At 56.0% G+C, this 26,467-nt stretch carries 18 protein-coding genes, 1 tRNA gene, 3 riboswitches and 1 other annotated feature; of the genes, 5 read left to right on the top strand and 14 right to left on the bottom strand.

All coding sequences use genetic code 11. The features are described 5' to 3' along the window. Nucleotides 1-19: 19 nt before the first annotated feature. Together GT003_RS04860 and GT003_RS04855 are read right to left on the bottom strand one after the other, a co-directional pair. Nucleotides 20-4,984: an S-layer homology domain-containing protein gene (locus GT003_RS04860; protein ID WP_161695011.1), complete on the bottom strand. Its 4,965-nt coding sequence runs from the start codon at nucleotides 4,982-4,984 to the stop codon at nucleotides 20-22. 195 nt (nucleotides 4,985-5,179) lie between these two features. Continuing rightward, a riboswitch (cobalamin riboswitch) is annotated at nucleotides 5,180-5,376 on the bottom strand. Between the two features lie 38 nt (nucleotides 5,377-5,414). Beyond that, the gene (locus tag GT003_RS04855; RefSeq protein WP_161695009.1) at nucleotides 5,415-6,416 is read right to left on the bottom strand and encodes a family 43 glycosylhydrolase; all 1,002 of its coding nucleotides are present in this window, start codon (nucleotides 6,414-6,416) and stop codon (nucleotides 5,415-5,417) included. Between the two features lie 237 nt (nucleotides 6,417-6,653). On the opposite strand from GT003_RS04855, the gene GT003_RS04850 reads away from it, so the two are divergent. Further along, complete coding sequence (locus GT003_RS04850) at nucleotides 6,654-7,541, top strand: ABC transporter permease subunit (RefSeq protein ID WP_161695007.1); 888 nt, start codon at nucleotides 6,654-6,656, stop codon at nucleotides 7,539-7,541. Further along, entirely contained in the window at nucleotides 7,538-8,458 is a 921-nt protein-coding gene (locus GT003_RS04845) for an ABC transporter permease subunit (RefSeq protein WP_161695005.1), read from the top strand. Before GT003_RS04850 ends, GT003_RS04845 begins: the two co-directional genes overlap by 4 nt. 161 nt (nucleotides 8,459-8,619) lie before the next feature. On the opposite strand, the gene GT003_RS04840 is transcribed toward GT003_RS04845, so the two are convergent. Next, the gene (locus tag GT003_RS04840) at nucleotides 8,620-10,554 is read right to left on the bottom strand and encodes an arginine--tRNA ligase (RefSeq protein ID WP_161695003.1); all 1,935 of its coding nucleotides are present in this window, start codon (nucleotides 10,552-10,554) and stop codon (nucleotides 8,620-8,622) included. 44 nt (nucleotides 10,555-10,598) lie between these two features. Beyond that, nucleotides 10,599-10,868: a binding site (T-box leader), on the bottom strand. A gap of 1,013 nt (nucleotides 10,869-11,881) precedes the next feature. Between GT003_RS04840 and GT003_RS04830 the strand changes: the two genes are divergently transcribed. Beyond that, nucleotides 11,882-13,522 (top strand): S-layer homology domain-containing protein, encoded by a 1,641-nt coding sequence (locus GT003_RS04830; RefSeq protein WP_161695001.1) that lies wholly within the window; start codon nucleotides 11,882-11,884, stop codon nucleotides 13,520-13,522. Between the two features lie 251 nt (nucleotides 13,523-13,773). Beyond that, nucleotides 13,774-15,030 carry a stalk domain-containing protein gene (locus tag GT003_RS04825; protein ID WP_161694999.1) on the top strand — a complete coding sequence of 419 codons (1,257 nt, stop codon included), beginning with the start codon at nucleotides 13,774-13,776 and terminating at the stop codon, nucleotides 15,028-15,030. A 121-nt stretch (nucleotides 15,031-15,151) separates the two neighbouring features. Here GT003_RS04825 and GT003_RS04820 read toward each other — a convergent pair whose 3' ends face one another. The 5 genes from GT003_RS04820 to GT003_RS04800 form a co-directional block, all read right to left on the bottom strand. Further along, on the bottom strand, nucleotides 15,152-15,868 hold the full coding sequence (locus GT003_RS04820; protein WP_239565606.1) for an AraC family transcriptional regulator: 717 nt from the start codon (nucleotides 15,866-15,868) through the stop codon (nucleotides 15,152-15,154). 293 nt (nucleotides 15,869-16,161) lie between these two features. Then, nucleotides 16,162-16,752: a TraR/DksA C4-type zinc finger protein gene (locus tag GT003_RS04815; protein ID WP_161694997.1), complete on the bottom strand. Its 591-nt coding sequence runs from the start codon at nucleotides 16,750-16,752 to the stop codon at nucleotides 16,162-16,164. A 213-nt stretch (nucleotides 16,753-16,965) separates the two neighbouring features. Next, nucleotides 16,966-18,417, bottom strand: coding sequence for an amino acid permease (locus GT003_RS04810; protein WP_161695319.1), 1,452 nt, complete (start codon nucleotides 18,415-18,417; stop codon nucleotides 16,966-16,968). Between the two features lie 137 nt (nucleotides 18,418-18,554). Next, nucleotides 18,555-18,742: riboswitch (Lysine riboswitch) on the bottom strand. A 184-nt stretch (nucleotides 18,743-18,926) separates the two neighbouring features. Next, complete coding sequence (locus tag GT003_RS04805; protein ID WP_161694995.1) at nucleotides 18,927-19,565, bottom strand: zinc dependent phospholipase C family protein; 639 nt, start codon at nucleotides 19,563-19,565, stop codon at nucleotides 18,927-18,929. Between the two features lie 37 nt (nucleotides 19,566-19,602). Beyond that, on the bottom strand, nucleotides 19,603-20,442 hold the full coding sequence (locus GT003_RS04800) for a phytanoyl-CoA dioxygenase family protein (protein ID WP_161694993.1): 840 nt from the start codon (nucleotides 20,440-20,442) through the stop codon (nucleotides 19,603-19,605). 71 nt (nucleotides 20,443-20,513) lie between these two features. On the opposite strand from GT003_RS04800, the gene GT003_RS04795 reads away from it, so the two are divergent. Beyond that, complete coding sequence (locus GT003_RS04795; RefSeq protein ID WP_161694991.1) at nucleotides 20,514-21,398, top strand: AraC family transcriptional regulator; 885 nt, start codon at nucleotides 20,514-20,516, stop codon at nucleotides 21,396-21,398. 171 nt (nucleotides 21,399-21,569) lie between these two features. Here GT003_RS04795 and GT003_RS04790 read toward each other — a convergent pair whose 3' ends face one another. From GT003_RS04790 to deoD, 6 genes are all read right to left on the bottom strand, one after another. Further along, nucleotides 21,570-22,049, bottom strand: a complete 480-nt coding sequence (locus GT003_RS04790; protein ID WP_161694989.1) for a GAF domain-containing protein — start codon at nucleotides 22,047-22,049, stop codon at nucleotides 21,570-21,572. Between the two features lie 88 nt (nucleotides 22,050-22,137). Then, nucleotides 22,138-23,094, bottom strand: coding sequence for a tRNA glutamyl-Q(34) synthetase GluQRS (gene gluQRS, locus GT003_RS04785; protein ID WP_161694987.1), 957 nt, complete (start codon nucleotides 23,092-23,094; stop codon nucleotides 22,138-22,140). A gap of 72 nt (nucleotides 23,095-23,166) precedes the next feature. Next, nucleotides 23,167-23,243, bottom strand: a tRNA-Asp gene (locus GT003_RS04780). Between the two features lie 147 nt (nucleotides 23,244-23,390). After that, nucleotides 23,391-25,130 carry an adenine deaminase gene (gene ade / locus GT003_RS04775; protein WP_161694985.1) on the bottom strand — a complete coding sequence of 580 codons (1,740 nt, stop codon included), beginning with the start codon at nucleotides 25,128-25,130 and terminating at the stop codon, nucleotides 23,391-23,393. Nucleotides 25,131-25,205: 75 nt separating this feature from the next. Next, nucleotides 25,206-25,305, bottom strand: a riboswitch (purine riboswitch). Between the two features lie 35 nt (nucleotides 25,306-25,340). Further along, a complete protein-coding gene (locus tag GT003_RS04770) occupies nucleotides 25,341-25,541 on the bottom strand; it encodes a hypothetical protein (protein WP_161694983.1) in 201 nt (66 codons plus the stop codon). A 194-nt stretch (nucleotides 25,542-25,735) separates the two neighbouring features. Further along, nucleotides 25,736-26,449: a purine-nucleoside phosphorylase gene (gene deoD / locus GT003_RS04765; RefSeq protein WP_161694981.1), complete on the bottom strand. Its 714-nt coding sequence runs from the start codon at nucleotides 26,447-26,449 to the stop codon at nucleotides 25,736-25,738. Between the last annotated feature and the right edge of the window lie 18 nt (nucleotides 26,450-26,467).

The raw sequence follows: 26,467 nt of genomic DNA, 5'->3' as shown, positions 1-26,467 counted from the left end.
TGCCCCGGTGAATGACCGACTAGGATTGCAATTTCGTATCCGTCATGTCGAACAGGGAGGTTTTGCCGCCGAGCAAACGGTCATAGGCGACGAGCGCATAGAACGCTTGATCCGTTGCCATGGCATCGACCTCGCCGGGCGACGCCCCGCCGTTGCCGACTGCGCCCGGCTTCACGTGGTAGAAGCCTCCGCCTTGATCGGCGAAGCTGATCAGCGCATCCACCGCGGTGCGGCCGTTCTTCTTGAATCGCTCGTCTTGGGCAGGATCAATGCCTAGGCTCGTCAACGCGACGATCACCTGCGCGGCGCTTTCCGCGTTGACGGCATTCTGGCTCGCGAATCCGCCGTCGGCCTGCTGAGCCCCGGACAGCCAGGCCAACGCCCGCTCTATCGCGGCATGAACATCCGAACGGGAACTATCATAAGGCGCGAGTGCTTGGATCGCCATGCCGGTCACGTCCGCATCGGGTGCAGACGCATTCTCGCCCAGTGCCCAACCGCCGCCTTTGATTTCCTTGCCTAGGATGTAGTCAATCAGCCGCTCGCGCGTCGTCGGCGTCTTCGCGCCCGCTACGGCCGGAATCTCGTAATGCTTGCTGTCGAGCGCAATTAGCGCGAAGATCGGCCCGTTGATGCCTTGTTTGGTCACCTGATCGAAATCCGCGAGCGGCTTCGCCAAATCATAGCCCGCTGCGTTATCGATTCCTTTCCCGATGGCGGACAAGGCCAGAATGACGCGATCGTATTCCGTGAATTTGACTGTATGCAGCTGCCCCGATTTTTCTCGTAACGTATTCGATAAATTCGCATAATAGCGCGCATAGTAGTCAGTCGGAACCGCGGTCCCCGAACGCGCAAGCCCGAGAACCGTCCATTCTCCGCCGAGCGTGCCGACGGACGGGTTCTTGACGGTACGAAGCTGATACGCCGCGGTGGCCGCGATTTGTTGGCGCAGCGCCTCTTGGGCCGTTGTTCCCGGCTGACTGCCGTTCGGTTCGTCGCCTTTGACCGCATATGCCCGCATGGCGACGACGACAGCCATCTCGCGCGTAACGGAATCGCGAGGGTTGAAGCGATTGTCGGCGCCTTCCATGATTTGACGCGCCGCGACCGTACGAACGTCGGCTTGCGCCCAAGTGGATACGGCTGACATATCGCCGAGCGGCGTCGTTAATGCGGCCGGTTTCAAATCGAATGCCCGGACGATGACGGCGGCCATCTGCTCGCGCGTGATCGTCTCGTTAGGAAGAAACTTGCCGTCGTAACCCGTGATGAAGCCTGCTTGGTAAGCAGCGTTCACGTACGGAGCGAACCACGTGCCGGATGGTACGTCGCCAAAGCTGCTCGACGGGCCGGTCGGTTGTTTCAAGCCTAGGACCTCGACCATCAGCTTGGCGAATTCGGCCCGCGTCATCGTCGCCTTCGGATGGAATTGCCCGGAACTGCCTAGAATGAAGCCTCGTCCCGTCGCGTCTCCGACCGCTCCGTAAGCCCACGACGCGATTAGCTTGGCATCGGAATACTGCTTGTTGATATCGACCGGCTCGGTCTTCTTGACGGCGTACGTCACGTAAGCCGTGAAATGGTTCGAACGAATGATCAGGTCATTGCCCGAGACGTAAGCATACGTGATTCGCTCGCTGCCTTTCGCAGCTTGCGCGCCCTCTTCCTCCGAGCCGTAAATCGTTATCGGATGGAACGTACCGTTCTCGATGTAACCGGCCAATTGGCCTTTGCCATTCTTGATCGTATAGGTCAGCGGTTTGTCGAACAGGAAGGATCCGTTCGCCGCGCCCATGATAAATGCATTGCCGATGCCATCCAGCTTGTCGCTGCCGATCAAGTTTCCTTGGATCAGCTTTTGCAGCGACGCGTCCGCCGGATCCTGCTGCGTGAATAATTCGATGTTCCCGCTGCCGGAGAGCAGCTTCGTTCCCTTGTCGATGACGAGCGACAGATTTCCTTTGTTCGCCGTTACTCGCGGTAAAGCGTCCTTCACGTCGTCGGCGTTCAGGATAACTCTAGGCGCGGCAATCGGAATATTGAACTGAAGACCTTTGCTTTGCTCCGCCGTCGTCACTTTGTGAACGTAATCCTGTTTCGGATCGCTAGGCACGTCGACAACGGTGACCGGATCGGCGATCGGCGCCGAGCCGCCGCCTGCCGCGCTGCAATTACCGCCCGGCGCACCTAGATCGCATCCTAAGTTCGTCGTATACCGCCATGCCACGACGTCGCCCGGCTGCAGATCGTATATACCGGCGCTGTAGTTCGGGAAACTCCCGTTGACGGCATACATCCATCCGCTCTCCGGTCCGCGATCGAACTCGCTCAAGCCATCGATGCCTTGCACGTACTTCGTGGCGCCGGCCCCCGTATCGCGCACCTTGCCGGGAAGCTCGCGCGCCAGCACGGAATACGCGGTATCGCCGGTTTGGAGCGCAACCTGCTTGCTGCCGAGAATCGTCCCCTTCCGCGAATCGCCGGTCACGGACAGCGCTACGAACTGAGAAGTCGGGGGATTCCCGCCGCCATTGTCGGAAGTCTTCGCTGCAATCGTCAAAGACTGCGCATAACGAACCAGGCTAGGCACGCTGCCCTCCCGATAACCGGTTACTTCAAGCCGATAATCGCCGGCTGTTCCAATGCCCGAATCGAACGCGCCTTCGCCGCTCGCGTTCGTCGTGACGGACTGTCCGCCAATAGCGACGCGCACGCCGGAAGCGGGAGCCGTAACGACTTCGCTGGACGTGCCGTTCCAGACGGAAGCCGTCTGCATGACGGTGACCTTGAACGCTTCGCCGGCTTTAGGCGCTGCCGGTTCGACCTTCACGGAGCGAACGAGCGCCGTATCGGAGCCGCCATAATAGACGACGAGCTTGTCGCCTCGCTGCAGCTCGAACGCATCCATCCCGACGCCCGGGAAGCTCCATTCGCCGCCTCGGTTGACGTCGAACATCCAACCGTTGGTGCCGCTGGCCGCGATGCCGTTGATCGCGCTCACGTATTTGCCGTAAGAGGATTCAGTAACGACGACGGGGACCCGTTTATCGTCAAGCACCTTCTTCAGCGCGTCCAAAGCAATGCCGGCGGAGGCGCCGCCGCCTGCGATCGCGCCTGACGGTCCCTCGACCTGCAGGGAGACCGGGGCGCCGAACTGGTACAGGCGTCCTCGGCCATCGACGAACATCTCGTAAGCCGCCAGCGCTTGCAGCGCCTGCTCGGTGGCCATGACATCGGTCGGGGCTTGGGGATCGGCCGCGTGCTTGAAGCCGCCGTCGGGCTGCATGAACGTGAATAGCTTATCGATCAGCGTGATGCCGTTCTTGGTGTACGGCGCGCTCGTCGGATCGATGCCGTTCGATGCCAGCGCGATGATGGCTTGCGAGACGCTTTCGCTGGAGTCGACGATCGTCCCCCAGTTATCCGTCGGGTACCCGCCGCCGTGCGCATCCTGTTTGAGAGATAACCACTGAATGGCTTTCTCTCCGGCCGTCTTTACTTCATTCCGGCCCATGTAAGGCGCAAGCGCCGTCAAGGTCATGGCCGTCAGATCGGGATCGCTGGCGCCGGTGCTCAGCGAGAATCCGCCGTCGTCATGCTGCTTCGCCAGAATGGCGGCGATGATCTTGTCGCGATTCCACTTGGCATCGCCGGGTGTCGCATAATCGCCCGCATCCAAGGCAATCAGGGCGAAATCCAACCCGTTAATGCCTTGATCCTCCATAATGCCGCTGTTGTAGATGCGTTCGACGAAGTCAATGCCCGCGTAATCCGTCGCATCGAGATGCAGCGCCGATAAGGCAATCGTGCTGCGCTCGTAATCGGTCACCAACGCATATTCCGGATATTGGTTCAAGATATCGATCGTATTGGCGAGCGTGTCGCTCAAGTAGCTGCCGGGAACCTCGCGGCCCTCCCGCGACAGTCCAACCACCTGCCAGTCGGAGATGCCCGTCCCGTTCGCGTCTCCGAGCAGCCAATCGCTCGCCCACCCGTAAGGGATGCGGACGCCGTAATCGTATAGGCGGCTGCCGTCTTTCTTATACTTGTCGAAGGCGGCGAGCGCCTGCAGCGCTTGTTCTGTCGCGATGCCGTTGGAAGCTCCGGCGGGCTTATGCGAGAACGTTCCGTCGGCAATCCGGAAGGATAACAGCCGCTCGACGAGATGATGGCCGTTCTTGGTGAAGTCGGCTCCCGTGGGATCCAGGCCAAGCGCAGTCAGCCCGATGATCGCCTGCGAGACGCTTTCGCTGTTATCGACGTTATAGGAAGCATAGCCGCCGTTGCCCAGCTGGTTGACCGACAGCCAATTCACCGCGCGATCGATGACGGACTGAACGGCCTCCTGGCCCTTGTAAGGCGCCAACGCCGTCAGCGTCATGCCCGTGATGTCCGGATCGCTTGCCGACGGCGTCCAGTTGAAGCCGCCGTCTTGATTTTGCCTCGCCAAGATGGCGGCTATCAGCTTATCCCTCGTCCATAGGGCGTTATCGGGCACGGCGTAATGGCCGCTGTCCAGCGCGATGAGCGCGAAGATCAAGCCGTTCAACGTTCCGATCGCCGGATAATCATAGATGCGTTCCGCCAGATCGTAGCCGGCAAACTTCGTCGCATCCTGATGCGTGGCCGTCAGTCCGATGACCGTTCGCTCGTAATCGGTAACCGAGTAGAAGCTGCCATGATTGCCAGCCATTTGCTTGTATAACGTGGAAACATATGCACTTGGGACCGTCCTGCCGGCAGCCGACAGCCCGGCAGACTCCCAATCTCCGATGCCCGCGCCGCTCACGATCGCTTGGGAAGCCCCTTCGATGGCGGCTTCCACCTGCTGCAGCAAGGGGTCGGTTGTCGAATCGGCTTCATCCGCGTAGGCGGCACCGGCCGGAACGAACGCGGAAAGGAGCAGCACGGCTGCGAGCAAGACGGACAACCATCGCTTGCCGATCTTTCCTGATAGATTTACGAATACATGAGTACGCATAGCCATCCTCTTTTCAATTATCGATAGAGCCAGTCCTTGCACACGGTTTGCAAAATCTCGCTTGGAACCAAAAAAGCCGCCCCTAACCGGGGCGGCTTAAAAAACGACACAAAAGCATCGCATTCAGAAGCATAGCTTCATCATGCGCGCATGCGTAACGGTGATCATTTCCAATTCCCACCCCCCGAAGAATTAAGAAACATTCGCGTATAGGCAGGTCTCCTGGCTCATGAATCATCGCTTCTCCAGCCTTCCCGGTTCAAGACGAACCAGTGGCACCGTGTGGAGTCGCTCCTCAATTACAGTGGCGGGACCGCGCCGGCATTTAACCGGACTTCCCTTTTAAGCGGCATGCACAACATGCAGGCCGCACCTTTACGGATCATTATTCGATTTTCCTGTTCATCATAACGGCTTTTGATAGGGTTGTCTATCCTAAATATTGCTTGTCATTCGGCGAACGCAGCGGCAGATCGAAGTAGCTCAATCCGATGTCCCGGTTGCTGTGGCCGTGCAAATTCTCGTGAATCGTGCCGTCGGACGCGTCGAACGCGATCCAGAGCTTGTCCCCGTCTACGAGGCAGGCAGGCAAGCCCACGACTTGCTTCACCCACGGGATATTGGCGGCGTCGAGCACGACCGCCTTGTTCTCCGCGTTCCATTCCGTCAACGATTCGCTCCAGTACACCCAGACGGCATCGGTAAATTCCACGCCCTCCTCGTTGTTCCCGACATGATTCACAAACATGAACCATAGCCCGCATGCCGGCTCGTAATAAAGACTCGGATTCTCCAGATTCTCGTCCAGCGGCAGGATCGGTCCTTCGCTGTCCGTCCAGGGTCCTTCCGGCGAGGAAGCGGTCAATAATCCGATCGTGCGCTTGAAGTTCGGCCCCATGTTGCTGCCGCTGTAGAAGGCATAGAACGTCTCCCCCTCGCGAACGAGATACGGCGCGCAAATGCATCCTTCATTCCAGCTGCCCGGCGCGCCGAGCGTGAATAGATTCGTCGTTGCCTTCGTCCATGGCCCGTCCGGCCGATCGGCGGTCGCGAGCCCCGTGCGGTACGGGAGCGCGGGAACGAACCACGGCGCGCCGGAGGTATTGGCCACCGATACGTAGTACATGTACCATTTGCCGTCGAACAAGAAGGTCGGTCCATAACAAGCGCCGCCATGGTCCGTGTCACCCTCTTCTCCCGCTTGAAGCATGCGGCCCTTCTTATCCCAATGGTATAAATCATCGGAGACGGCGAGCGTGCAGCCCCAATCGCGCGTTCCGTTGCCATCGTAATGCAAGTAAAATCGACCTTCATGTTGGAATAGAAACGGTTCTCTGGCGCCTTGGATATCGGCATCCGTGTCCCCATGCTTCAATACGGGAACTTCGTGCACGTAATCCGGCTCGTATCTCCGTTTCAATCGGTTCGTCATCTCTAATCGCTCCTCGGCATTCGGATCGTTCATCGGCTTAATTGTAGCATGGACGCCACCGCTTATAGCTTATAAAACGACGCTTGGCCGATCGCGTCAATTCCCCGTTTGTCGGCTGTCCGGACAGCCGTTCGATAAGAGCCGAAACCGTCAAGACTTGTATTTGCGAAACATGCAACTATACTGAATAGATGATCGTCTAGCATCTTAGAATCTGGATCGAAAGGAAGCACCCGTATGTCAAAAGTAGCGCAATTCACGCTGATCGTACCCGGAATACTGATGTTCGTGCTCGTTTTCGCCATGTTTCCCGCAGTGCTTCAAGCAGGCCAAGCGGACGGCGCGCTTCAGCTCCACTTCGCGAACGGTTTTACGAGCCTGCGCGAGTACGTGCAAGGTCTATGGAACGGGCATTCCTTTCATTATTTATCGGGAAAGACCGAATTATCGTTCTGGGAACAAATCGGGCGCAGCTTCACCGTCACGCTCTCGTATATGGCTGTCGGCGGCTTCGTCGGAATGACGGCAGGCGTCTTGCTCGGCGTCCGTACTGCCGTAGCGCGCAAACCGTGGCTCAAGCGAACGCTTGAATTGACGAGCGTGCTGCCGGACTTCGTTATCGTCATTCTCTTGCAATTCTTGATCGTGTACATCGCTTCCGAGACCGGCCTGGTCGTATTCAAGGTCGCCAGCCCTTCGACGGATGACCCCGCGATCGCGCTTCCGCTGCTGTCGACGATTATCATTCCGGCCAATTACATGATTCGCAACGTCGCGCTGCATATGAACCAAACGCTGACCGAGGATTATATCAGCTTCGCCAAGGCGCGCGGACTCGGCAAAACGTACATTATCTTCTATCACGCCCTGCCTAACGTGCTTCCTTATGTCAAAGCCGACCTGCACAAGTTTCTGGGCATTCTATTCGGAAATTTGTTCATCTTCGAATACCTCTATAACCTGAACGGCGTCGGCATGATGCTGTTCTCCAATGCGTTCGCGTTCAATGGCTACCAATACGGCTTCGTGGTCAACGGGATTCTTACCCTGCTCGTCCTCTATGCCCTCATGTACGCCTTGCTCCGAACGGTGATATTCGGTTGGGAGAAGGTGATCGTCCGATGAACAAAACCTTGCTCGCCGGACTGATCCTTACGTTCCTCATCATCGCGGCATCGCTGCTCGGACGCTTTGCCGCTCCTCATGATCTGAGCGAGCATCTGGGCGTCGACTATTCCGTCGACGAGAACGGAGAAGGCACGCTCACCGTCCCTCCTTCTCCGCCGACCGCCGACTATCCGTTCGGAACCGATAAATACGGGTACGATCTGATGGCGAAGATGCTGGCCGGTTCGAAATATACGATCATCGGGGCCATTGCCGTCGCCTTCGGGCGCTTGTTTATCGGAGGAATCATAGGCTTGCTGCTCGGTTATTACGGCAGCGACAAACCGTCACGCATGGGCCGGCTGCCGATTTGGAACGTACTTAGCGGCTTTCCGGTGTTCGTCATCGTATGGATGATCATGATCGGCATCACCATGAATCCGGCAGCTTCCCCGTTATTGATGACGGTCATTCTCGTCGTCGTGTTGACGCTGGTGGGTCTTCCCTCCGTCGCATCCGTCATCAAAGAGAAAACGATGATCATTCGAGAGAAACAATTCGTGCTGTCGGCCAAGTCGATCGGAGCCGGCCAATGGACGATCGTTCGAACGCATGTGTTTCCCCATTTGAAGGAAAGCTTCGCCGTTATGTTCGTGCAGGAAATCGTCCTTACATTGGCGTTGTTCGGCCAGATGGCGATCTTCAATATTTTCGTCGGCGGAACGAAGATGTTCTTTGACCCAGCGGAATATAACAGCCGCACGAACGAATGGAGCGGGCTAATCGGCCAAGCGCGAGATCAATTGTTCTATTACCAATGGCTGCTGTTTATTCCGCTCGCCGCTTACATTCTGTTCATTCTCGGCTTCCATCTGATATCCGTCGGACTGGAGAAGCAGTACCGGCAGCGGTTCTCGAAAGTATCTCATCTGTAATCTTGCTTGACCGTACCTGTAAAGAGCCGCCTGACAGTCGATGAGACTTTAGGCGGCTTTTCATTTAATTCAATGGCCGCATATGGCCGACCGCATCGTTGCATTTTCGGAATCGAAGACTTCTTCCCGGCGAGGAGGCACATATTTGAGCCGGCGGCGATTCACATCCGAGCCGGCGCCGGCAGCCCAAGAATGCCGTACGCATCGTGCAGGGTGGCACGAACCTGTTCGGTCAGCCATAGGCGGAACCTGCGCAAGCCCTCGTCAGCCCTTAGAATCGTGCAAGTCGCGTAGAAATGATTGAACAGCATCGCGAGCTCGTACGCATACGTGCATAACACGTTCGGGGCCAATTCGTTCATCGCTTCCTCCAATATCTCCGGCCAGTAAGCCAGCTGCTTCATCAGCGCATACTCTTGCGGTACCAGCCCTTCGGCGCCGAGCAGGTTCGAATGATTCGCAGGAACGAAGACTTCGTCTTCGGATGCTTCAGCGGCGGATTCGTCGTCAGAGGTCGTATTGGCATACGAACGGCCTTTCTCCAATAACGCGCTGGCTCTGGCATAGGCATACATCAGATACACGCCGGTATTCCCCGTTACTTCCGTTGCCTGGTCGAGATCGAACACCACTTCTGTGTGCAGATGAAACTTAAGCAAATAGTACCGAATCGACGCGGCGGCGATCGTTCGGCTGTCCAGCCCTTCATGCTGCGAACGTTTGGCGTCGATGACGGTCTCCATATGCGAGACGAGATCGGCGACCTTGATTCCGATCCCTTGCCTGCCGGACATCGGATACGAGGTTCTACCTTCGGAAGTGTCTACGCCGAGGCGTGCGGCCGTTGCGGGACTCAAGGATACGACGCCATAGCTGACGTGTCGCAGCTGTCCGGCCTGCGCCTCGTAGCCCAAAGCCTGCAGCGCCTGCTTCACCATCTGCTGCGGATACTCCTGGCGATGATCGATGACGTTGATTACCGCATCCGCGCGTCCGATATCGCGTTCCACGCCTTGAGTATGCGTGGACCAGAGATTTTCGCCGAACGGCTGATAGCGGAAGCTTTTGTCCAGCAAGCCGAATTTCCACATGTGATACGCGATATCTTTGGCCGTGTAGGTGAGGATGCCATTGGATCTGACCAGCACTTTGTCGGCTTGATGTTCCGATTGTTCCGTTGCATCCGCCGCATCGTTCGTTTGCTTGAGCACCCAGCAGCCCGCCAATTTCCCGGCCGTTTCCATGTGGAACGATTCCGTCTTGCTCAGCTTGTCGAAGGTTTGCGCCCAGAAGCCTTCGCGTACGATGCTGCTTTCCCACACTAGGACATCGTAATCGATTCCGAATTGGCGCATGTCTTCCACATGTTCCTTGACGATTCGTTCCGCGATCAACAGCCCCAGCCATGCGATGTTGTTGTTACCTTCTTCCAAGCGATGCAGGACCTCGGCGCGTTCTTGCACCAGCTCCGGATGCTCCTTATACGCACGGTTGATCTCCGCGTACACGTCCCAGCAGAAATCCCCGAACCGGACATGCTCTTGCACGACCGCGGTGCGAAGAATTCCGACGATCGTATCGGCAAGCTGGTTGCCCAAGTCGTCGATGTAGTTATGAACCTCGACTTCATGACCGAGACGCGCGAGCAATCTCGCCAAGGTATCGCCGATGCACGAGTTCCGCAGATGACCGATATGCGCGGATTTATTGGGATTGATGGACGTATGCTCGATCATGATTTTTTGGCGGGGACCGCCTAGGGCCGAGAGGTCCCGATTGTTCGCAAGTCGCATCCAGTGCGGCCAAGCAATATGCAAATTGACGAAGCCCGGGGGTGCAACTTCGATTTTATCCAGCCACGGCGCCAACCGCGAATTGCCGGCCAATTTCTCCTTGATCTCGTTAGCAAGTACAAGCGGATTGCGCTTGAGTATGCGAACCAGCTTCATTGCCAGGTTGGTACTGTATTCGCCGTGCAGTGCACTTGCCGGATGCTCGACGACGATCGCCATGTCAGCCGGTGCTTCATGCCCGGCTTCGCGGAGCATGGCTGCTGCAATGTCTTGCAGCGCTTGCTTCAGTTCGTGATGAATCATGTTCTCTTCCTCCTCTTGGACATGCAAAAAGGCCCCCGTCTCCATGAAGAGACGAGCGCCGTTGGGCTTCCCGTGGTACCACTCTACGTGCCAACGTCCCGATGACGTTAGCCGCTTGACTTGTTAACGGTCCGTGACCGGATTCGCCTACTGGGAGCCGCTTCCTTGAGCGCCGTATGGCTCCAAGCCGGAAGGCTCTGTTCAACCAATCATATCCTGGGTCCGCTTCATTCAAGAGTCACGTACCGGCTTCCACCGCCTCCGGCTCGCTGCGACTGTTCCTCGTGAATTACTGTCCCATTCATTTATGTTCGCCTATTCAATTCGCCGTTCATTGGATCACTAAGATGATTAATCCATTTATACAGAAGTTGGATCGTAAAGTCAAGGGAATATTCTGAATATTCGCAGCGGGAATGGCGTGTAGTTGTCTGAACTTTCTGGAATCACATTAGTTTACATAACTATAATTAAGTAAACTTATATTTCGTACTGACTATTAATGTGATTAAATAACCTCCAGCCGAATCCACATTCAACGTGCGGTAAATGCTGGATCAAGCAGTTCTCGTTAATCGTGTTCGCTCACGTTAGCTGTCGAAACCTATAAAATCGGAATCAGAATCGGCAGCCGCCCCGCGTTTATTTGATCACTCTGATTTGCATTCGGCATGAGATAACCCTAAGGCTATCCTTCCACTTCCTTCTTGAAGTAACCCGCTTTCTCCTTTCCGGATTCGGACGGAATGAAGACGATGCCCACCCCCTCATGACAAAAGTAAGTGCAAATATGCAACTAATCGACGTAATTCTAGCGAATTTTTCAAAATAAGTGCAAATATGCAGCTATATTGCCCGTAAACACGATGTAAGTAGAATAGGAATGATAATAAGTGCATATTTGCACCTATTCATCTTCGCGAGTCATTTCTCATAGAATTAAATGCAAATTTGCATCTATTATGGAATCATTCGCGATTTGCCTCGTAGAAGCCGGATTTGTGTCATCTGTGGGTTTATATGCTGCAAACTGGGGCCATAGTCACCTCGTTGACCAGATTCATCCCTTTTTGAAAATTAAGGAATACACGTTTTATGGGTGGTTTCTGTGGTTTCTGTGGTTTCTGTGGTTTCGGTGGTTTCGGTGGTTTCGGTTGCTTCAGTGGTTTCGGTGGTTTTGGCTGGTTTAGGTAATTGGTACGTTCCTCTTCTACCGCTACTGCCTGCCAATAATTGAGGATAGGTATTCTTGTTCCGTTTGGTTACGATAGATGAATCATACTTACGAAAATCTATTACATTACGAATGGAAAGCGAGATTCCAGAAATGAAGCTTACTCATGCCGTCAGACGAACGGCGGCTGCGTTACTCTTGTCGCTGGCCGTTGGCTGCGTCAGTTCCTTTTTCCCGTATTTCACAACCAGGGCAGCAGCGGCAGCCTTTCTTCCCTATGACGATATTCGCACGAATTATGCCACGGAAGCGATCGTGAACATGACGAAGCTTCAGCTGCTTACAGGCACGGGCTATCGGCGCTTCGAGCCGGATAAATCGGTCACGCGCGCGGAATTCATCACGATGATCGAACGGCTGCTGGGCATTCAACCCGCCGCGAGTCCGATTCCGGCCTTCGCCGATGTACAATCGTCCGCTTGGTACTATGAATGGCTGCAGCCCGCGGTTCAACTGCAGCTTGCCGAAGGTACGACGGCCGCTTTATTCCAACCGAACCGTCCCGTCACGCGCGAAGAAGCGGCTGTCATCTTGGCACGCGCCTTGAAGCAGTCGTCGTCGGAGCTATCATCCGATTTGCCGGAAGGTCTGTTCGAGGATCAGGAACGCATTCACGAGTGGGCAGCATCATCTGTCTATCGCTTGTACCAATTGGACTTGATGGACGGCGATGACGGCCGTTTCCTTCCGCAGGAGCAGATGACGAGGCAAGAGGCTGCCGTCGTGATGAATCGCATATGGACGCATGCGGGATGGTCCGATCAGCTGCATTCGGCATCGCCGGAGAACATACAGCTCGGCTGGCAATATGGTCAAACGACTTCGCAATTCGAGCAGACGGTCTTGCAATCGAATATCAATACGCTCTCCCCGCACTGGTATTATCTTGGAAAATCAGCCATTGTCGAAGATCAATCCGACCTTTCCCTGCTGGGCTGGGCGCATAGTCGGGGCAAGCGTGTCTGGGCGATGGTCGGCAATCACGCTGATCAAGCGGCTACGCACGGCATGCTGGCGAACCCGGCAACTCGCCAATCGTTCGTTCGTCAATTGGCCGACCGCGTTAAGAAATCCGGCATTGACGGGTTGAATATCGATTTCGAGAACATGCTGCCCGCGGATCGGAACTCCTTTACGGCTTTTGTTTCGTCGTTGCGCCAAGAATTACAGGCCATCCCAGCCGTCTTAACCGTGAACGTCTCGCCGGACTTAGGGACGGATTGGACGGAAGTATTCGATTATGAAGCTATCGCGGCCCATACGGATTACGTCGTATTGATGGGGTACGACGAGCATTGGGGCGGCGATCCGCAAGCAGGCTCCGTCTCTTCCCTGCCTTGGCTGAAGCAAGGAATCGAGACGCTGCTTCTGAAGGCGCCTGCCGACAAAGTCATTCTCGCTTTGCCGCTATATACGCGCGATTGGACGATGGACGGGAAAGTTTTGGCCGCGTCGCAGGATATCGATATCAATAAGCAGAATAGCGTTGTGCTCGCCAAGAAGCTCCGACCACTATGGGATGATCGGTTGGGTCAATACACGGCCCAATATGCGGACGGTTCTCGAAATCACCGCATCTGGATCGAAGATGGACGTTCCTTATCCATGAAGGCCGCCATGGGCGAATCTTATGATTTAGCCGGCAACGCGTATTGGTACATGGGAGGCGAAAGCCCCGATATATGGACTAGCCTGCGTAATGAGGCGAGATTTCATTCCTATTCATTCTTATAGCTCGTCCGACAGCTCTGCAAGTCATTTTGCAGGGCTTAAGATGCGTCAGGCCCAGGATCGTAAGTCGTCAACGCAAGGATTTCACCCATTATGCAACTTCTTCCTACGCAATGCGTTATAGTAGTGTTTACTAGAACTTTGTTTTGCCCTGATAGAGTTCCTTGCGCTTTCCGCAGCAGCAAGCATTCCATTCTTCCTGCATGCACGCTGCAATCCATTACCATTACATTGAGGAGTTGAACAAACCAACCATGCGTTTATCGCTCAAATCATCCCTATTGACGGCGAGCGCCGCACTTTTACTAGTTACTGGCGTCCCCCATACCTCGGCGGCAGCCGTACCGGCCCCTAAGCCGATCGGCATCCTCCTCGACGGATTTCCTCTGCCGTTCCCGTCTGCGCCGTTCGTGACCCAAGGAACGACGATGGTCCCCTTCCGCGCCATCGCCGAGGCGTTGAATATTACGGTCGTATGGTCCGAGAAATCGCAGACCGTTACCGCCACCAAAATGCGCGATGGCGCGATGACGACGGTCGTTCTCCGCAAGAACGACAAGAAAGCCACGGTCAACGGGACGCCTCAGCCTCTCCGCGTCGCTCCTGCCGCGAAGAACGGTTCCATCTTCGTCCCGCTCAGCTTCTTCGGCGCACAATTCGGCGCTGCTGCCAGCTGGGACGGACCTTCGCAGACCGTTTCCATCACATCGCCGATCGAACCGATGTACGCAGAGGCCTTTTACGCGATCTCCTCCTTCAAAGAGGTTAATCTCGTTCAAAGCTTCAATGCCGTCTCGTTCGGCTGGACGCGCATCGATGAGACCGGCAATCTGACCTTGGAAGGCAAAGACTTCTTCTGGCCTCAAGCGGCAGGAACCGTGACGCCCGAAACGATCGTTCAGGATGCTGCGGACGCCGGCGGCAAGCCCAATCTGATGGCGGTCGCGATGGACGGCAACGGCGAGTTGACCAAGCTGCTCCATGATCAGACGCTCCAAGCGAGCGTAATCGAACAATTGGTAGCGTTAGCCGCTCAAAATCATTTCAGCGGCATTACGCTCGATTTTGAAGGACTCGGCCTGTCCGGAGACCTGCCGACGATCCGGGAGTCGTACACGAGCTTCGTGAAGAAGCTGGATCAGAGCGCCGAGGCGGCCAAATTGAAGCTGACGCTCGCGCTTCACCCGCAGAACAGTTCGTATCATGGGTATGATTATAAGCAGCTGGCCGCGTACGCGGACGAGATCATCTTGATGGCGTACGAATATTCGTACGAGAGCGGGCCCGAGCCGATGAAACGCGTGGACGAAGCGATCCGGCTCGCGCTAGTCGATGTTCCGAAGACGAAGCTCGTGCTCGGAATCTCCATGGGCAGCGAGAACGGCCAGACCGTACCGGACAAGATCGGCCTCGCCAAACGTTATGGACTGAAAGGCGTAGCCTTCTGGCGCCTCGGTCTCTTGGGCAGCAATACGATGACGGCCATTCAGAAATCGATCGTGGTTCAATAACGAAGGCTGCAGAAGCGCCTCCGCCTGCACGAGCAAGGCTGTCCTAGAGCTGCAAGCTCGGGACAGCCTCTTATTCGTCTTGCGGCTGTGAAAGAGATCGTCGTCTATGCAGCGTTCTCTACTAGGTTTCCATGGCGCGTATAAGGCTCAAATATTGGGTATCGCCGAGACCGTAATGAGCGAACTCCCGGAAGAGACGCTGCAATAATTCGTTCTGGGGCAGATTTTGATGCGCTCGGATGTACGCGGTAATTTCGTTATCCTGCGCGCGATACGTCAGATAGCGCTTGATTCCTTCGGATAGGACGGGGAATTGCGGCACTTCGACTGCTTCCCTCTGGATGAGGGTCTTCCTGTATAAATCTTCGTAGTCCAAGTCGGGCAGCTCCGTTTCCGCGATGTCACCGGTCGTCGTCGATTCCTTGATCATCAGGAAAACGATTCGGCCCGTATAGGAACGCTGCCGCAAATACGCCAGCAAGGTCAACAGATTGATCTGACAGAACATATCGTCGCCGAACCATAACGCAATGCAGTCGTGTGAAGTTTCGAACAGCGGCTGCAAAGGAACCAGGGTGATTCGCGCATATTCTTCAGGAGTGACTCCATGCCCGGCTGCCCGCAAAGCATTAAAGGCATCGCTGAATATGGTTTCGGTCGCAGCATGGGAACACATGGCTTCATTGAAGGGGACGAAGCTGCCTCTGTCCGTTAACGACCAAGCATGGATACGTTCGTACATGGCTTGCCCGTTCAAAATATGCAGTAGATTCGATCCATAATTCTTCTGAAGCCGGTTAAGCAGCGATTCAATCGTTAATGGCATTAACTCTTTCAATACGATCCAACCCCTTCCGCATCGTTTACCCGCGTTATTACTCTGCTGCAGTCGATCCATAACGGCCCTATCATTCAAGTTCCGCTCTGCTGTGCAATGTTCGTGTTTCGTCTGTTCATCCCTGCATCCGTTATCTTCTATGATAGCATCGCTTGCGAGAACTTGTCTTCCCGCGCATGCGAATGGCGAATCATCCCTCCGTCCCCGCCTCTTATCAACTGAAACAAAACTCGGCATACAGAAAAGACGGCATCTGCGTGATGCCGCCTTGGTATCCTATCTTATTCTTCGTACTATTCCTTGCCCGTTTCCATCGTCACGCTTTCTTTGCCCGTGTTCTCTACGTCGCTTTGGTTGCCCGTATTCACCGTGCCGCTGGCATTGCCGTATTCCTCGAGCGACTCCCATGCGTCCGCTTCATCGAATCGGCCGGCATTCGCCTGTCTTCCAGCACCGGCGCCGGATGGAGGCCGCGTCATTACCTGCTCCTCGACCGGCCTCTCATCCGAGAGCGTGTCCGACGCATGCTCGATGCAGCGCGAAGCCGTCGGCACTGCCTTGAGACGCTCGAACGGAATCGGCTCTCCGCACGTCTCGCAGATGCCGTAGCTTCCGTCGGACAGCCGGCCAAGAGCCGCCTCGACTTCCTCCAGCTGTTCGTTCAGATGCTCGTCGATGGCCATATCCCGCTCGCGCTCGAATGTCTCCGTACCCAAATCGCCGGGGTGATTATCGTAGGCGGAAAGCTCTCCGGTCGATACCGTTTCCGATACCGCTCCCGAGCCTTCGGAGCGTTCGTTCTCAAAATGATTCATCAATTCCCGATGCTCCTTGCGAAGCAAGCCGGTCAATTCATCGCTTTGATGCTGTGTGAGTGGAGTCATTATCCGTCTCTCCCTTCGGCTTTCATGGCAAACATAGTTCTGTTTACCCTTCCTCTGCCGAATGTGACGCAGTCAAGCTTCAGGCGGTCTCTGCGATAGCCCCGTTCTCTCCAGCCGCTGGATGTTTTCTTAGCATCCGATAGCAGCGATCTTCCCAGAACGCTGGCTGCATTCTTGCCGGTCATGGACAAGCAGCTCCACTCCCCGGCTTTCTTAATCCACCGAAGGGTCCAGCTCGCATTCTTCCAGCTTAAGCACCTTGGTTTTTCGCTTCCACTTATAGCCCAGCCACACCGCCAGGAACAGCGGAATCCCGACGTAGGAAGCGAACAAGAGCGTCCAGTCGACCTCGCCGTCCGAGTAGGCGCTGATGCTTTGGCCGATGATGACGGTCATGCACATGACGCCTGCCAAGATCGGTCCGAACGGGAACCATAAGGAACGATAAGGAAGATCGGCGACGTCGTTCCCTTGCGCGACGTACGCTTTGCGGAAGCGGTAATGGCTGATCGCGATGCCAAGCCACGCGATGAAGCCGGACATGCCCGATGCGTTCAGCAGCCAGATATAGACTTGGCCGTCGCCGAAGAACGAAGCGAGGAATGCCAGCATGCCCAGCACGGCAGTCGCCAGCAGCGCATGGACGGGAATGCCGCGTTTGTTCAGCTTCGCGAACAGCTTCGGCGCTTTGCCCTCGCTCGCCAATACCCACAACATACGCGTCGATGCATACATGCCCGAGTTGCCTGCCGACAGCACCGAGCTCAAGATTACGGCGTTCATAACCGAAGCGGCGACGCTGAGACCGGCTTTCTCGAAGATAACCGTAAACGGACTTGCCCCGACGCTGTCGCTCGACAACGTATCCGTGGTAAACGGGATCAGCAGGCCGACGACGAAAATCGCCAAAATGTAGAACAAGAGAATGCGCCAGAAGACGCTACGGATCGCGCGAGGCACGTTTTCCCGCGGATTCTCCGATTCCCCCGCCGCGATGCCGACGAGCTCCGTGCCTTGGAAGGAAAAGCCGGCCGCCATGCAAACGCCGAGCACGGCAAGCCATCCGCCCGAGATCGGCGCGTCGCCGGACGTGAAATTCCGGAATCCCGCGGCGTCGCCGTTCCATATGCCGACGATCATAAGCAGACCGATGCCGATGAACACGATGACCGTGATGATCTTGATCATGGCGAACCAATACTCCGATTCCCCGTAGCCTTTCACGGATAATAAGTTCAAGCCGACCATAAGAGCAAGAAACAACGCGCTCCATAAGAACGACGGGCTGTCCGGCAGCCAAAATTTGATGATCAACGTTGCCGCGGACAGCTCGGCCGCGATGGTAATCGCCCAGTTATACCAATAGTTCCATCCAAGCGCGAAGCCGAGCGATGGATCTACGAATCTGGTAGCGTACGTACTGAACGTACCGGATACCGGCATATAGGTCGCCATTTCCCCCAGACTGGTGACCAGGAAATACACCATGATTCCGATGAGAAAATAACCTAGCAGCGCGCCGCCTGGACCGGCATCGTGAATGGCTCCGCCGCTGGCTAGAAACAGCCCCGTTCCAATCGATCCGCCGAGCGAAATCATCGTCATATGGCGGGATTTCAGGCCTCTGCGCAGCTTGTTCGCTTTCAACGTTTCGTTCCCTTTCATGGCTCTGTTCTCTTTCACTTTCCGTATGCCCCTTTAAAATGATCTTTCTTAGCATTCGTCGCAATCGCCGAATGAACGCAAATAGCCGCCCTGCATCATCGCTTAGCAAGGCGGCTTCGATTCCCACGCGGATCCCTGTACAAGATAGCACAACATACCGCGTTTGATGCGACGGCATGACAGTTCCGTCCCTTTCGGAAACGACCCCAGCCGGCACGGTCAGCACACCGCGCGGCTTCGGCGATGCTGCCTTTCCATCGGAATCGACGGCCATTGCTGGACCTCCTCCGACGTACTTTTCAACATCGCGACCTCTACCTCATCAAGACCGATGAGGATTTATATTTAATTGCGATAATATTTAACTATCTTAATTAGCAGGCGGACATAAAGCAATGGGAAATGAAGCCACTGAAATAGCACGGGGGGCACGGCTAACGCCAACAAAAAACCACTTGCAGCCGTTACGCTCGCAAGTGGGGGTACCTCGAATGATAGGCTGCCTCTCTTCAAGAGCTGTCGCGCATCTGAAGGCAGTTCGTTGTAAGCAGCGGCCTTAGCTGCATGACGCCCGCTTCCACGGACGTCTCGATATAACCGATGATCTGAATCAGCGTGAACACGTTAAGCTTCTCGTCCAAATCAGCAGCACCGTACTCCATATCGCCCAGTACATCAGGAATGAACGCATCTACATCCTTGGCCGTTACCTCTTCCAAATCCATGATCGATGGTAGGTAACGAAGCCTTGCACGCAGCTCGTCCCTATATCCATAATGCTCCAACAGCTTGCCGTTCAAGGAACGGAAATCGCGATGGTACTGCGCATACAAGCCGGGGTCCGCTTCCATTCTGTTCTTCAGCCAAGCAAGATTAAAGCCTTTCATCCACATATCGTCCGCGATCAGATGCGCAGCGTAACCAAGTACATACGGATTGCCCGCATGCTCGCGGTACTTCTGCAAAAACCCTTTAAAGTCCACATGCCTTGTAAAGTCTTTCAAATCGCCTTTGAAGAAGTGGGATTCGTTCTTCGTCGCAACGGCATCCGGCGCCAGGCTACCGATCAAGAACGGCACGCGATCTTCCAACGACAGCGTCTCCGCGATTCGATTCGCAATGATGAGATGCATAATCCTTGAACCCATAGTCTCCATCCCCTATTCAGGCTGATCCTTATTGTCCCTATTGAGCTGCGGCGTCTTTGAAATGACCGCGCGGCTTCTTGCCGCTCCAACGTTCGTCGATCTTCTCGAGCGAGGATTGGTACCTCGTGTCCACGCTGATGCGATACTGGTTCGTCGTGTTCTCCAGCGAGCAATGCATGAGGAACATCCCGAAGATAAGCACGTCGCCGGCTTGGAATTCCGTGGTCGCCCACCGTCCGCCGTATTTATTCGTAATGACCAGCGGATCATCCGTATAATGGCCGATGCCGTCCCGATCCGAATCCTTGGATCCGTAGGACTGCTTCAGCTCTTCGAAACGGTGCGAATCGAGGCAGATGGCAAGACCGCCCTTCGCATAATCGACATCGTCGATCGGAGACCACGCCGTATAGAGATTATGCGTGCCGCGGCCCATGTAGACGATGTCGTAGTGGGCGCCCGTGTAGTCCCCCTTGCCTACGGCGCGCAGCCATTTATATTGGTACGTCAGCGATTGCTCGCCGAACAGCCGATCGAAGAAGCCCATGATATGATCCCCGTTCAACACGTTCAGCAGCTCGGGCAAGTCCTCGTTGGTGCCGCCCAGAAACAACGATTTGCTGCCATCCGCCATGATGCCCTCTTCCAGAATCGTGTCCCGATCCAGCTTGCCCAGTTTATTCATCTTCTCGAGAACGGCGCGCCTCGCCTTCAGCACCTGCTCCCGATCGTGGAAGCCGCGGAGCAGCAAATAGCCGTCCTCTTGAATTCTCGTTCTCAGCGCTTCCGTGTCGTGCAGCAAATCGTTCGAATCCCTGAGTTCCGTCAAATGCGGTCCGCCCAGCTCCAGCTCGCGGCTGCCTACTTTCAACAACATCCACGTTCACTCCTTCGCCTAGTCTCTCGTCGATTATGCTATTATTGTATGCCTGAAAGCGCATCCCTTCCATGGAACGACGTTATGAAAACATGTATAATCGTACCAATAGATACGAAACGGTGGAGGCGGATATCGAATTGGCGATCATGAATATTCCGTATGAGCAGGACCCGAACTTCTCGAATGCCGCGTTTCGTTTCAGGTCGATCTGGAAAGTTGTCGCGAATGAAGCCTATCAGGTGTCTAATTCTATGGGGTTTGAGTATCCGGGCATCTTCGTCACGTACGAGGGGAAAGGGCAGTTCTCGAGCTCCGGCGGCACGCATGACCTCGATGCCGGGACGTATATTATCGTTCCGCGCCGCCTGCCTTGTTCGTATCGATGCGCGGAGGGAGATTGGAAGTTTTATTTCTTCCACTTCGATCCGATGGATATGGCATCGGAGCTTGACTTGGCCGTCGGCCAGCCGGCGTTCACCGCCAACATGACGGAAGCGATCCGTCTATGCGAACGGCTGATCGACAGCTTAATCCTTCAACCGATCGGCTATGCGTACACGGCGCAGCTGGCCGCGCAAGAACTGCTGCTGCTTCTCGCGCGGGAACGGTCCGCCAACGGGCAGAATCGGCATCCCGAATTGGACGATATCTTATTTCAAATGCATAAGCATATCGGCCAGCCGGTTCCGATCGATGATTTCGTCCGCCGGAGCGGACTGTCGCGCACCGTCTTCTTCGCCCGCTTCCGCGCCAGAACGGGCATGTCTCCGAGCCGCTACATGCAGGAGCTCAAGCTGTCCTCCGCCAAGGCGGCACTCGAAACGACGAATGCCGCGTTGAAGGAAATCGCGTCGGCGCTTCAATTCTATGACGAATTTCATTTCTCCAAGCTGTTCAAACAGCGATACGGGATGGCCCCGCGCGCTTATCGGCAGAGCTTGGCCCAGCGGTGACGCAGAGAACCGCACGCAGCAAATAGAACCTTCCGCACCTACGTGGACGTGGAACGGAAGGTTCTATTTGCTTCGACTTCGTTTTTGCAGATATCATTCTAGCAAAAATCGTTCTAGCAGATATCTATATCTTGCTGGTAGAGAGCCCAGCTATCTTCGCCGATCTCGAAATTACAGTGCAGCGACGAGCTGCAGCGCGAAACGCTCCAAGTATCGCTGATCGATCTCATCGAAGCGTTCCAGCTCGGGGCTGTCGATATCGAGCACGCCGAGCAATTCGCCGTCCTTGACGAGCGGAATGACGATTTCCGACTGCGAGGCGGCATCGCAGGCAATATGCCCCGGGAACTCGTGAACGTTCGGAACGAGAACCGTCTTCCGATCCGCGGCTGCCTTCCCGCATACGCCGCGCGACAACGGGATTCGCACGCAGGCCGGCATCCCTTGGAACGGTCCAAGCACGAGTTCTCCGCCTTGATAGAGATAGAAGCCGACCCAATTAATGCGCGACATGAATTGGTTCAGCAAGGCGGAAGCGTTCGCCAGGTTGGCGATCCGATCCGTCTCGCCGTCCAGCAGCGCTTTCAACTGGCTGATGACAAGCTCGTAATTTTGCTCGCGCGAGCCTTGGTAGTTTTCGGAATGAAACATCTATAGACAGCTCCTCATCATCGTTAGTTAGGCGCATGCGCTCTCGCCCATGCGATCCTTCGTCTGGTTGTCCGTTCAAGGCGCGGCATTAACCGATTAACTGCCCCAGCATTCCGTCGGTAACCGTAATGCTTTCCGTCGTCACCTGCTCGATCCGAAAGTGGCGAATCAGCTCGCTTGCTCTGACCGGCTCTGCCGTCGGCGTCAGCCCGCTGACGGCGGCCAGCCAGCCGACTACTTCCTCGGGCGCGATGCCTGCGGAGCGCAAGGCAGCCAGCGATAATCCTCCGTGGCGCTTGGCTAATCGCTTGCCGTCGGAGCCGAACATGAGCGGCACATGGGCAAACCGCGGCGGACGCAGACCCAGCGCTTCGTACAGCTGAAGCTGGCGCGGGGTCGAATCGAGCAGATCGGCGCCGCGCAGCACGTCGGTGACCCCCATCATAGCATCGTCGACGACGACCGCCAACTGGTAACTGAACATGCCGTCGGCCCGCTTCACGATAAAATCGCCTCCCGCGCCGGTCGGGAAAGCTTGCGGTCCGGCGACGGCATCCAGAAACTCGACAGGCTGCGAACCGAGCATAAAACGAAGCGAAGGCTGCTTGCGAAGCCGCTTCGCTTCTCGCTGCATCGGCGTGAGCGAGGAGCAGGTGCCGGGATAACTTGGCCCTTCGCTGCCGAGTCCGTGCGGCGCGCTCGCGACGGATGCCAGCTCGGCTCTGCTGCAGAAGCAGCTGTACAATCGGCCGGCCCGATCCAACGCGGTTAGCGCTTCCTCGTATGCGGCTGTTCGCTCGCTTTGGGTATAGGGACCGCGCGATCCGCCGATATCCGGACCTTCATCCCAATCCAGACCGAGCCATCGCAAGTCCGTAAGCGCCTGCTCGGCCAGCTCGGCCTTGGAACGCGTCGCATCGACATCCTCGATCCGGATCAAAAATTCCCCATCGGCGCTGCGCGTCTGCAACCAAGCGAGCAGCGCCGTACTCGCGTTCCCGATATGCATCGGCCCTGACGGCGTCGGGGCGAATCGTCCTCTCATAGACAGGACCTCCCTAGGATGCAAAAATGAGCAGGAGGCCAGCTCCTGCTCAATCCAAGTATAAAGGTTAAATGGCGGAGCCGACGGGATTCGAACCCGCGGTCTCCTGCGTGACAGGCAGGCATGTTGGGCCACTACACCACGGCTCCGCGTTACAAGACAAGCAACATCATACCATGCGCTTGTCCGCGGCGCAATAGATGCCGACGAATTTCTAGCATTTTCTGCCTTTTGCAGTGAAATTCCTGTATTTTCACATTCCGCTATGCCCGGCAATGCACGTAATGGCTTCCCGCTTATGCCTCCACAGGAACCAAGCGGAAAGCCTCGAAGTCGAACAGCCCAAGATCCGTCAGCTTCAAAGCCGGGATGACGGGCAGCGTCAGGAAGGACAACGTCAAGAAAGGATCGAAGTCCTTCGGTGCGCCAATCTCCGCCAGGGCTTCATTGAGCCGGCGGCAATTCGCGTATACCTCCCCGTATTCCCGTTCGGACATAAGACCGGCAACGGGCAGCGGCAAGGATGCGGCTACTTTCCCGCCTTTGACGACGACGAGCCCGCCTTGGATCTCGACGAGATGCTCGAGCGCGGCCAGCATATCTTCGTCGGAAGTCCCCGCGATCACGATATTATGGGAATCATGGGAGACGGTAGATGCAATCGCTCCTTTGCGGAGTCCGAGTCCCTTCACGATTCCAAGCCCGATATTGCCCGTGCCCCGATGCCGCTCGACGACGGCCAGCTTCAGCTGGTCCTTCGCAATCGAAGGCCGGAATACGCCGTTATGCCTACCCACCGATTCCTTGAGATGCCGCGTGACGATCTGATTCGGAATGATTTCAATCACGTTGCAACTATCAGAAGTCAGCGGCAGCGCAAGGTCGCCCGGCTGCACGGGCTTGACGTTGAGCATAGGCAGCGTATCGGCAAGATGCTTCCTTGCCGGCTCTTCCGGAAAGGCTTTCTCCTGAATCATGCCCTGCCGGACGACGCATTCCCCCTGAACGTATACGGCGTGGATGCCGACGCGCTCCAGATCGTCAAGCAGGAGAAAATCAGCTCGATAGCCTGGCGCGATCGCTCCCCTGCCGCGCAGCTCGAAGCATTCCGCCGTGTTGATCGTCGCCATCTGAATCGCCGTTATCGGATCCAGCCCTTGGCGAATCGCAAGCCTCACGACATGATCGATGCTGCCTTCGTCGATCAGATCGCCGAGCAGCTTGTCATCGGTAACGAACAGGCATCGTCTGGCATTGCGCTCCGTCACGACCGGCAGCAGCGCCTCCAGGTTCTTGGCGACCGTTCCTTCCCGGATCATGAGGTACATGCCGAGATCAAGCCGGTTCCGGGCTTCATCGGCGCTGACGCTCTCATGATCGGTAACGATGCCGGCTGCCGGATAGACGTTCAGTCTCTCCCGGTCTATCCCCGCCGCGTGACCGTCGATGCGCTTCGCCTGCGCGCCGGCGAGCTTGCCGAGCATCGATGCCTCCGCGCTCGCCACTGCCGGATAATTCATGACCTCGGCGAGACCCAGCACCTGCGGATGCGCGTAATAAGGCGCCATCCGCTCCGCCTCCAGCACGGCTCCGTTGCTTTCGAACGGCGTGACCGGCACGCAGGAAGGCAGCATGACGAAGATATCGAGCGGCAGTCCCTCGGCACTGCTCAGCATATAATCCAAGCCGTCCGTTCCCGCGACATTGACGATTTCATGCGGATCCGTGACGACCGTCGTGACCCCGTGCCGAAGCAGCACTTTGGCGAACTCGCGGGGAGCCAGCATGCTGCTTTCGATATGGACATGCCCGTCCATAAAGCCGGGCACGATATATCGGCTTTCCGCATCGATCGTTTCGATGCCTTCGTAGGAGCCGATGCCCGCAATAACGCCGTCCGCGATCGCAACGTCGCCATCCATCAGCGCGCCGGTAAATACGTTGACGATCTTCGCTCCTTTTACGACGAGATCGGCCGGTATTTGCTTCCCGGCGACCATAATCCTTCTTCTTAACGCTGTTTCGATATCCGTCATCGCACTCACCTTTCCTAGCTTAGTATGCGTAATTTTTCCAAGTAAAGCGGACGCAAAAAATCCCGATCACAAAAAAGAGCAGCAGCCTTTTTTTGTAATCAGGATTTTACGGTTCCTGGTAGAGACCCTCAAACCATATTATTGAGGTTATACGTATAGGTTAGGCGTGAATCTCTATCATCATAATATGCGATGGCATGCGTGTCAAAACTAGCCCATGGATCCGTCATAATAAATCGGGTGCTTCACGACTGCTTCGGTTCCGCTGCTCTTTGCGCGAATCGGAGCCGGTATCGGCTTGGTAAGGCCGCCGTTCGCGGCAGCGAGCCGCTTGGCGATCTCGCGCAAGGATTCGCCATTGCCGACATAACCGTCGTAATACGTCGGGAAATCGCGGTTGATCTCCTCCATGCCATCACCCCCTTTTGCCTGTACATTCGACAGTGTCCACCAATTCCCTTTATTTGTATGCTCATCCTATATTTATTTTCGCGGCGCAAAAAAAAGACCTTGAAGAAAGAATGTCGTCAAGGTCTTGAAGTTATTTGATTCGGTATGCAGCCGCAGCCATGAACTACCAGCGTCCATGCCTTCGCCTGTTTGGATTAGGAGGATTGGATCGCCGCTTCGAGCGCAACGACGATCATATCGTTAAAGGTCGTCTGGCGCTCCTCGGCCGTCGTGTCCGTCTCTCCGCTGAACAGGTGATCGCTTACCGTAAGAACGGACAGCGCTTTGGCTTGATGGCGCGCGGCGATCGTATAGAGCGCGGAGCTTTCCATCTCCACCGCAAGCACGCCGTACTCGGCCAGCTTCTTCACCGGCTCCATGCTTTCGCGGTAGAACGTGTCCGCCGTCAGGATGTTGCCGACTTTCACGCTCAGCTTCCGTTCCTGGCTTGCTCGATACGCCCGCTGCAGCAGTTCGAAGTCCGCGTGCGGTGCATAATTGAAATCCGGGAACAGCAGCCGGTTGGCGTTCGAATCCGTCGTGGCCGCCATGGCGAGAACCACGTCGCGGACTTTGACGTCCTGCTGAATGCCGCCGCACGTGCCGACGCGGATCAATTGCTTGACGCCGTACTCGCGAATTAGTTCCGTCACGTAGATAGAGATCGAAGGAACGCCCATCCCCGTGCCTTGCACGGAAATACGCCGTCCCTTGTACATGCCCGTAAAGCCGAGCATGCCCCTGACTTGGTTGTAGCAGCTCGCATCCTCGAGGAAATTCTCCGCGATGTACTGCGCGCGCAAAGGATCGCCGGGCAAAAGGATCGTTTCGGCGATATCGCCTTGTTTGGCATTAATATGAATGCTCATTATGAACCGCCGCGGCGC

Origin of the sequence: Paenibacillus sacheonensis (genome assembly GCF_009909195.1) — a bacterium.
In the GTDB taxonomy this organism is placed as follows: Bacteria; Bacillota; Bacilli; order Paenibacillales; family Paenibacillaceae; genus Paenibacillus_Z; species Paenibacillus_Z sacheonensis.
Note: the sequence above shows the minus strand (reverse complement) of the source record. Positions and strands in the feature narration are given on the sequence as shown.

What these genes read in the sequence shown, in the direction of transcription:
- GT003_RS04830 (WP_161695001.1), top strand. Translation starts at nt 11,882, where the DNA reads ATGAAGCTTACTCATGCCGTCAGACGAACGGCGGCTGCGTTACTCTTG.
- GT003_RS04795 (WP_161694991.1), top strand. Translation starts at nt 20,514, where the DNA reads ATGGAACGACGTTATGAAAACATGTATAATCGTACCAATAGATACGAA.
- deoD (WP_161694981.1), bottom strand. Translation starts at nt 26,449, where the DNA reads ATGAGCATTCATATTAATGCCAAACAAGGCGATATCGCCGAAACGATC.
- GT003_RS04845 (WP_161695005.1), top strand. Translation starts at nt 7,538, where the DNA reads ATGAACAAAACCTTGCTCGCCGGACTGATCCTTACGTTCCTCATCATC.
- GT003_RS04805 (WP_161694995.1), bottom strand. Translation starts at nt 19,565, where the DNA reads ATGGGTTCAAGGATTATGCATCTCATCATTGCGAATCGAATCGCGGAG.
- GT003_RS04815 (WP_161694997.1), bottom strand. Translation starts at nt 16,752, where the DNA reads ATGACTCCACTCACACAGCATCAAAGCGATGAATTGACCGGCTTGCTT.
- GT003_RS04800 (WP_161694993.1), bottom strand. Translation starts at nt 20,442, where the DNA reads ATGTTGTTGAAAGTAGGCAGCCGCGAGCTGGAGCTGGGCGGACCGCAT.
- ade (WP_161694985.1), bottom strand. Translation starts at nt 25,130, where the DNA reads ATGACGGATATCGAAACAGCGTTAAGAAGAAGGATTATGGTCGCCGGG.
- GT003_RS04840 (WP_161695003.1), bottom strand. Translation starts at nt 10,554, where the DNA reads ATGATTCATCACGAACTGAAGCAAGCGCTGCAAGACATTGCAGCAGCC.
- gluQRS (WP_161694987.1), bottom strand. Translation starts at nt 23,094, where the DNA reads ATGAGAGGACGATTCGCCCCGACGCCGTCAGGGCCGATGCATATCGGG.
- GT003_RS04810 (WP_161695319.1), bottom strand. Translation starts at nt 18,417, where the DNA reads ATGAAAGGGAACGAAACGTTGAAAGCGAACAAGCTGCGCAGAGGCCTG.
- GT003_RS04770 (WP_161694983.1), bottom strand. Translation starts at nt 25,541, where the DNA reads ATGGAGGAGATCAACCGCGATTTCCCGACGTATTACGACGGTTATGTC.
- GT003_RS04825 (WP_161694999.1), top strand. Translation starts at nt 13,774, where the DNA reads ATGCGTTTATCGCTCAAATCATCCCTATTGACGGCGAGCGCCGCACTT.
- GT003_RS04860 (WP_161695011.1), bottom strand. Translation starts at nt 4,984, where the DNA reads ATGCGTACTCATGTATTCGTAAATCTATCAGGAAAGATCGGCAAGCGA.
- GT003_RS04855 (WP_161695009.1), bottom strand. Translation starts at nt 6,416, where the DNA reads ATGACGAACCGATTGAAACGGAGATACGAGCCGGATTACGTGCACGAA.
- GT003_RS04850 (WP_161695007.1), top strand. Translation starts at nt 6,654, where the DNA reads ATGTCAAAAGTAGCGCAATTCACGCTGATCGTACCCGGAATACTGATG.
- GT003_RS04790 (WP_161694989.1), bottom strand. Translation starts at nt 22,049, where the DNA reads ATGTTTCATTCCGAAAACTACCAAGGCTCGCGCGAGCAAAATTACGAG.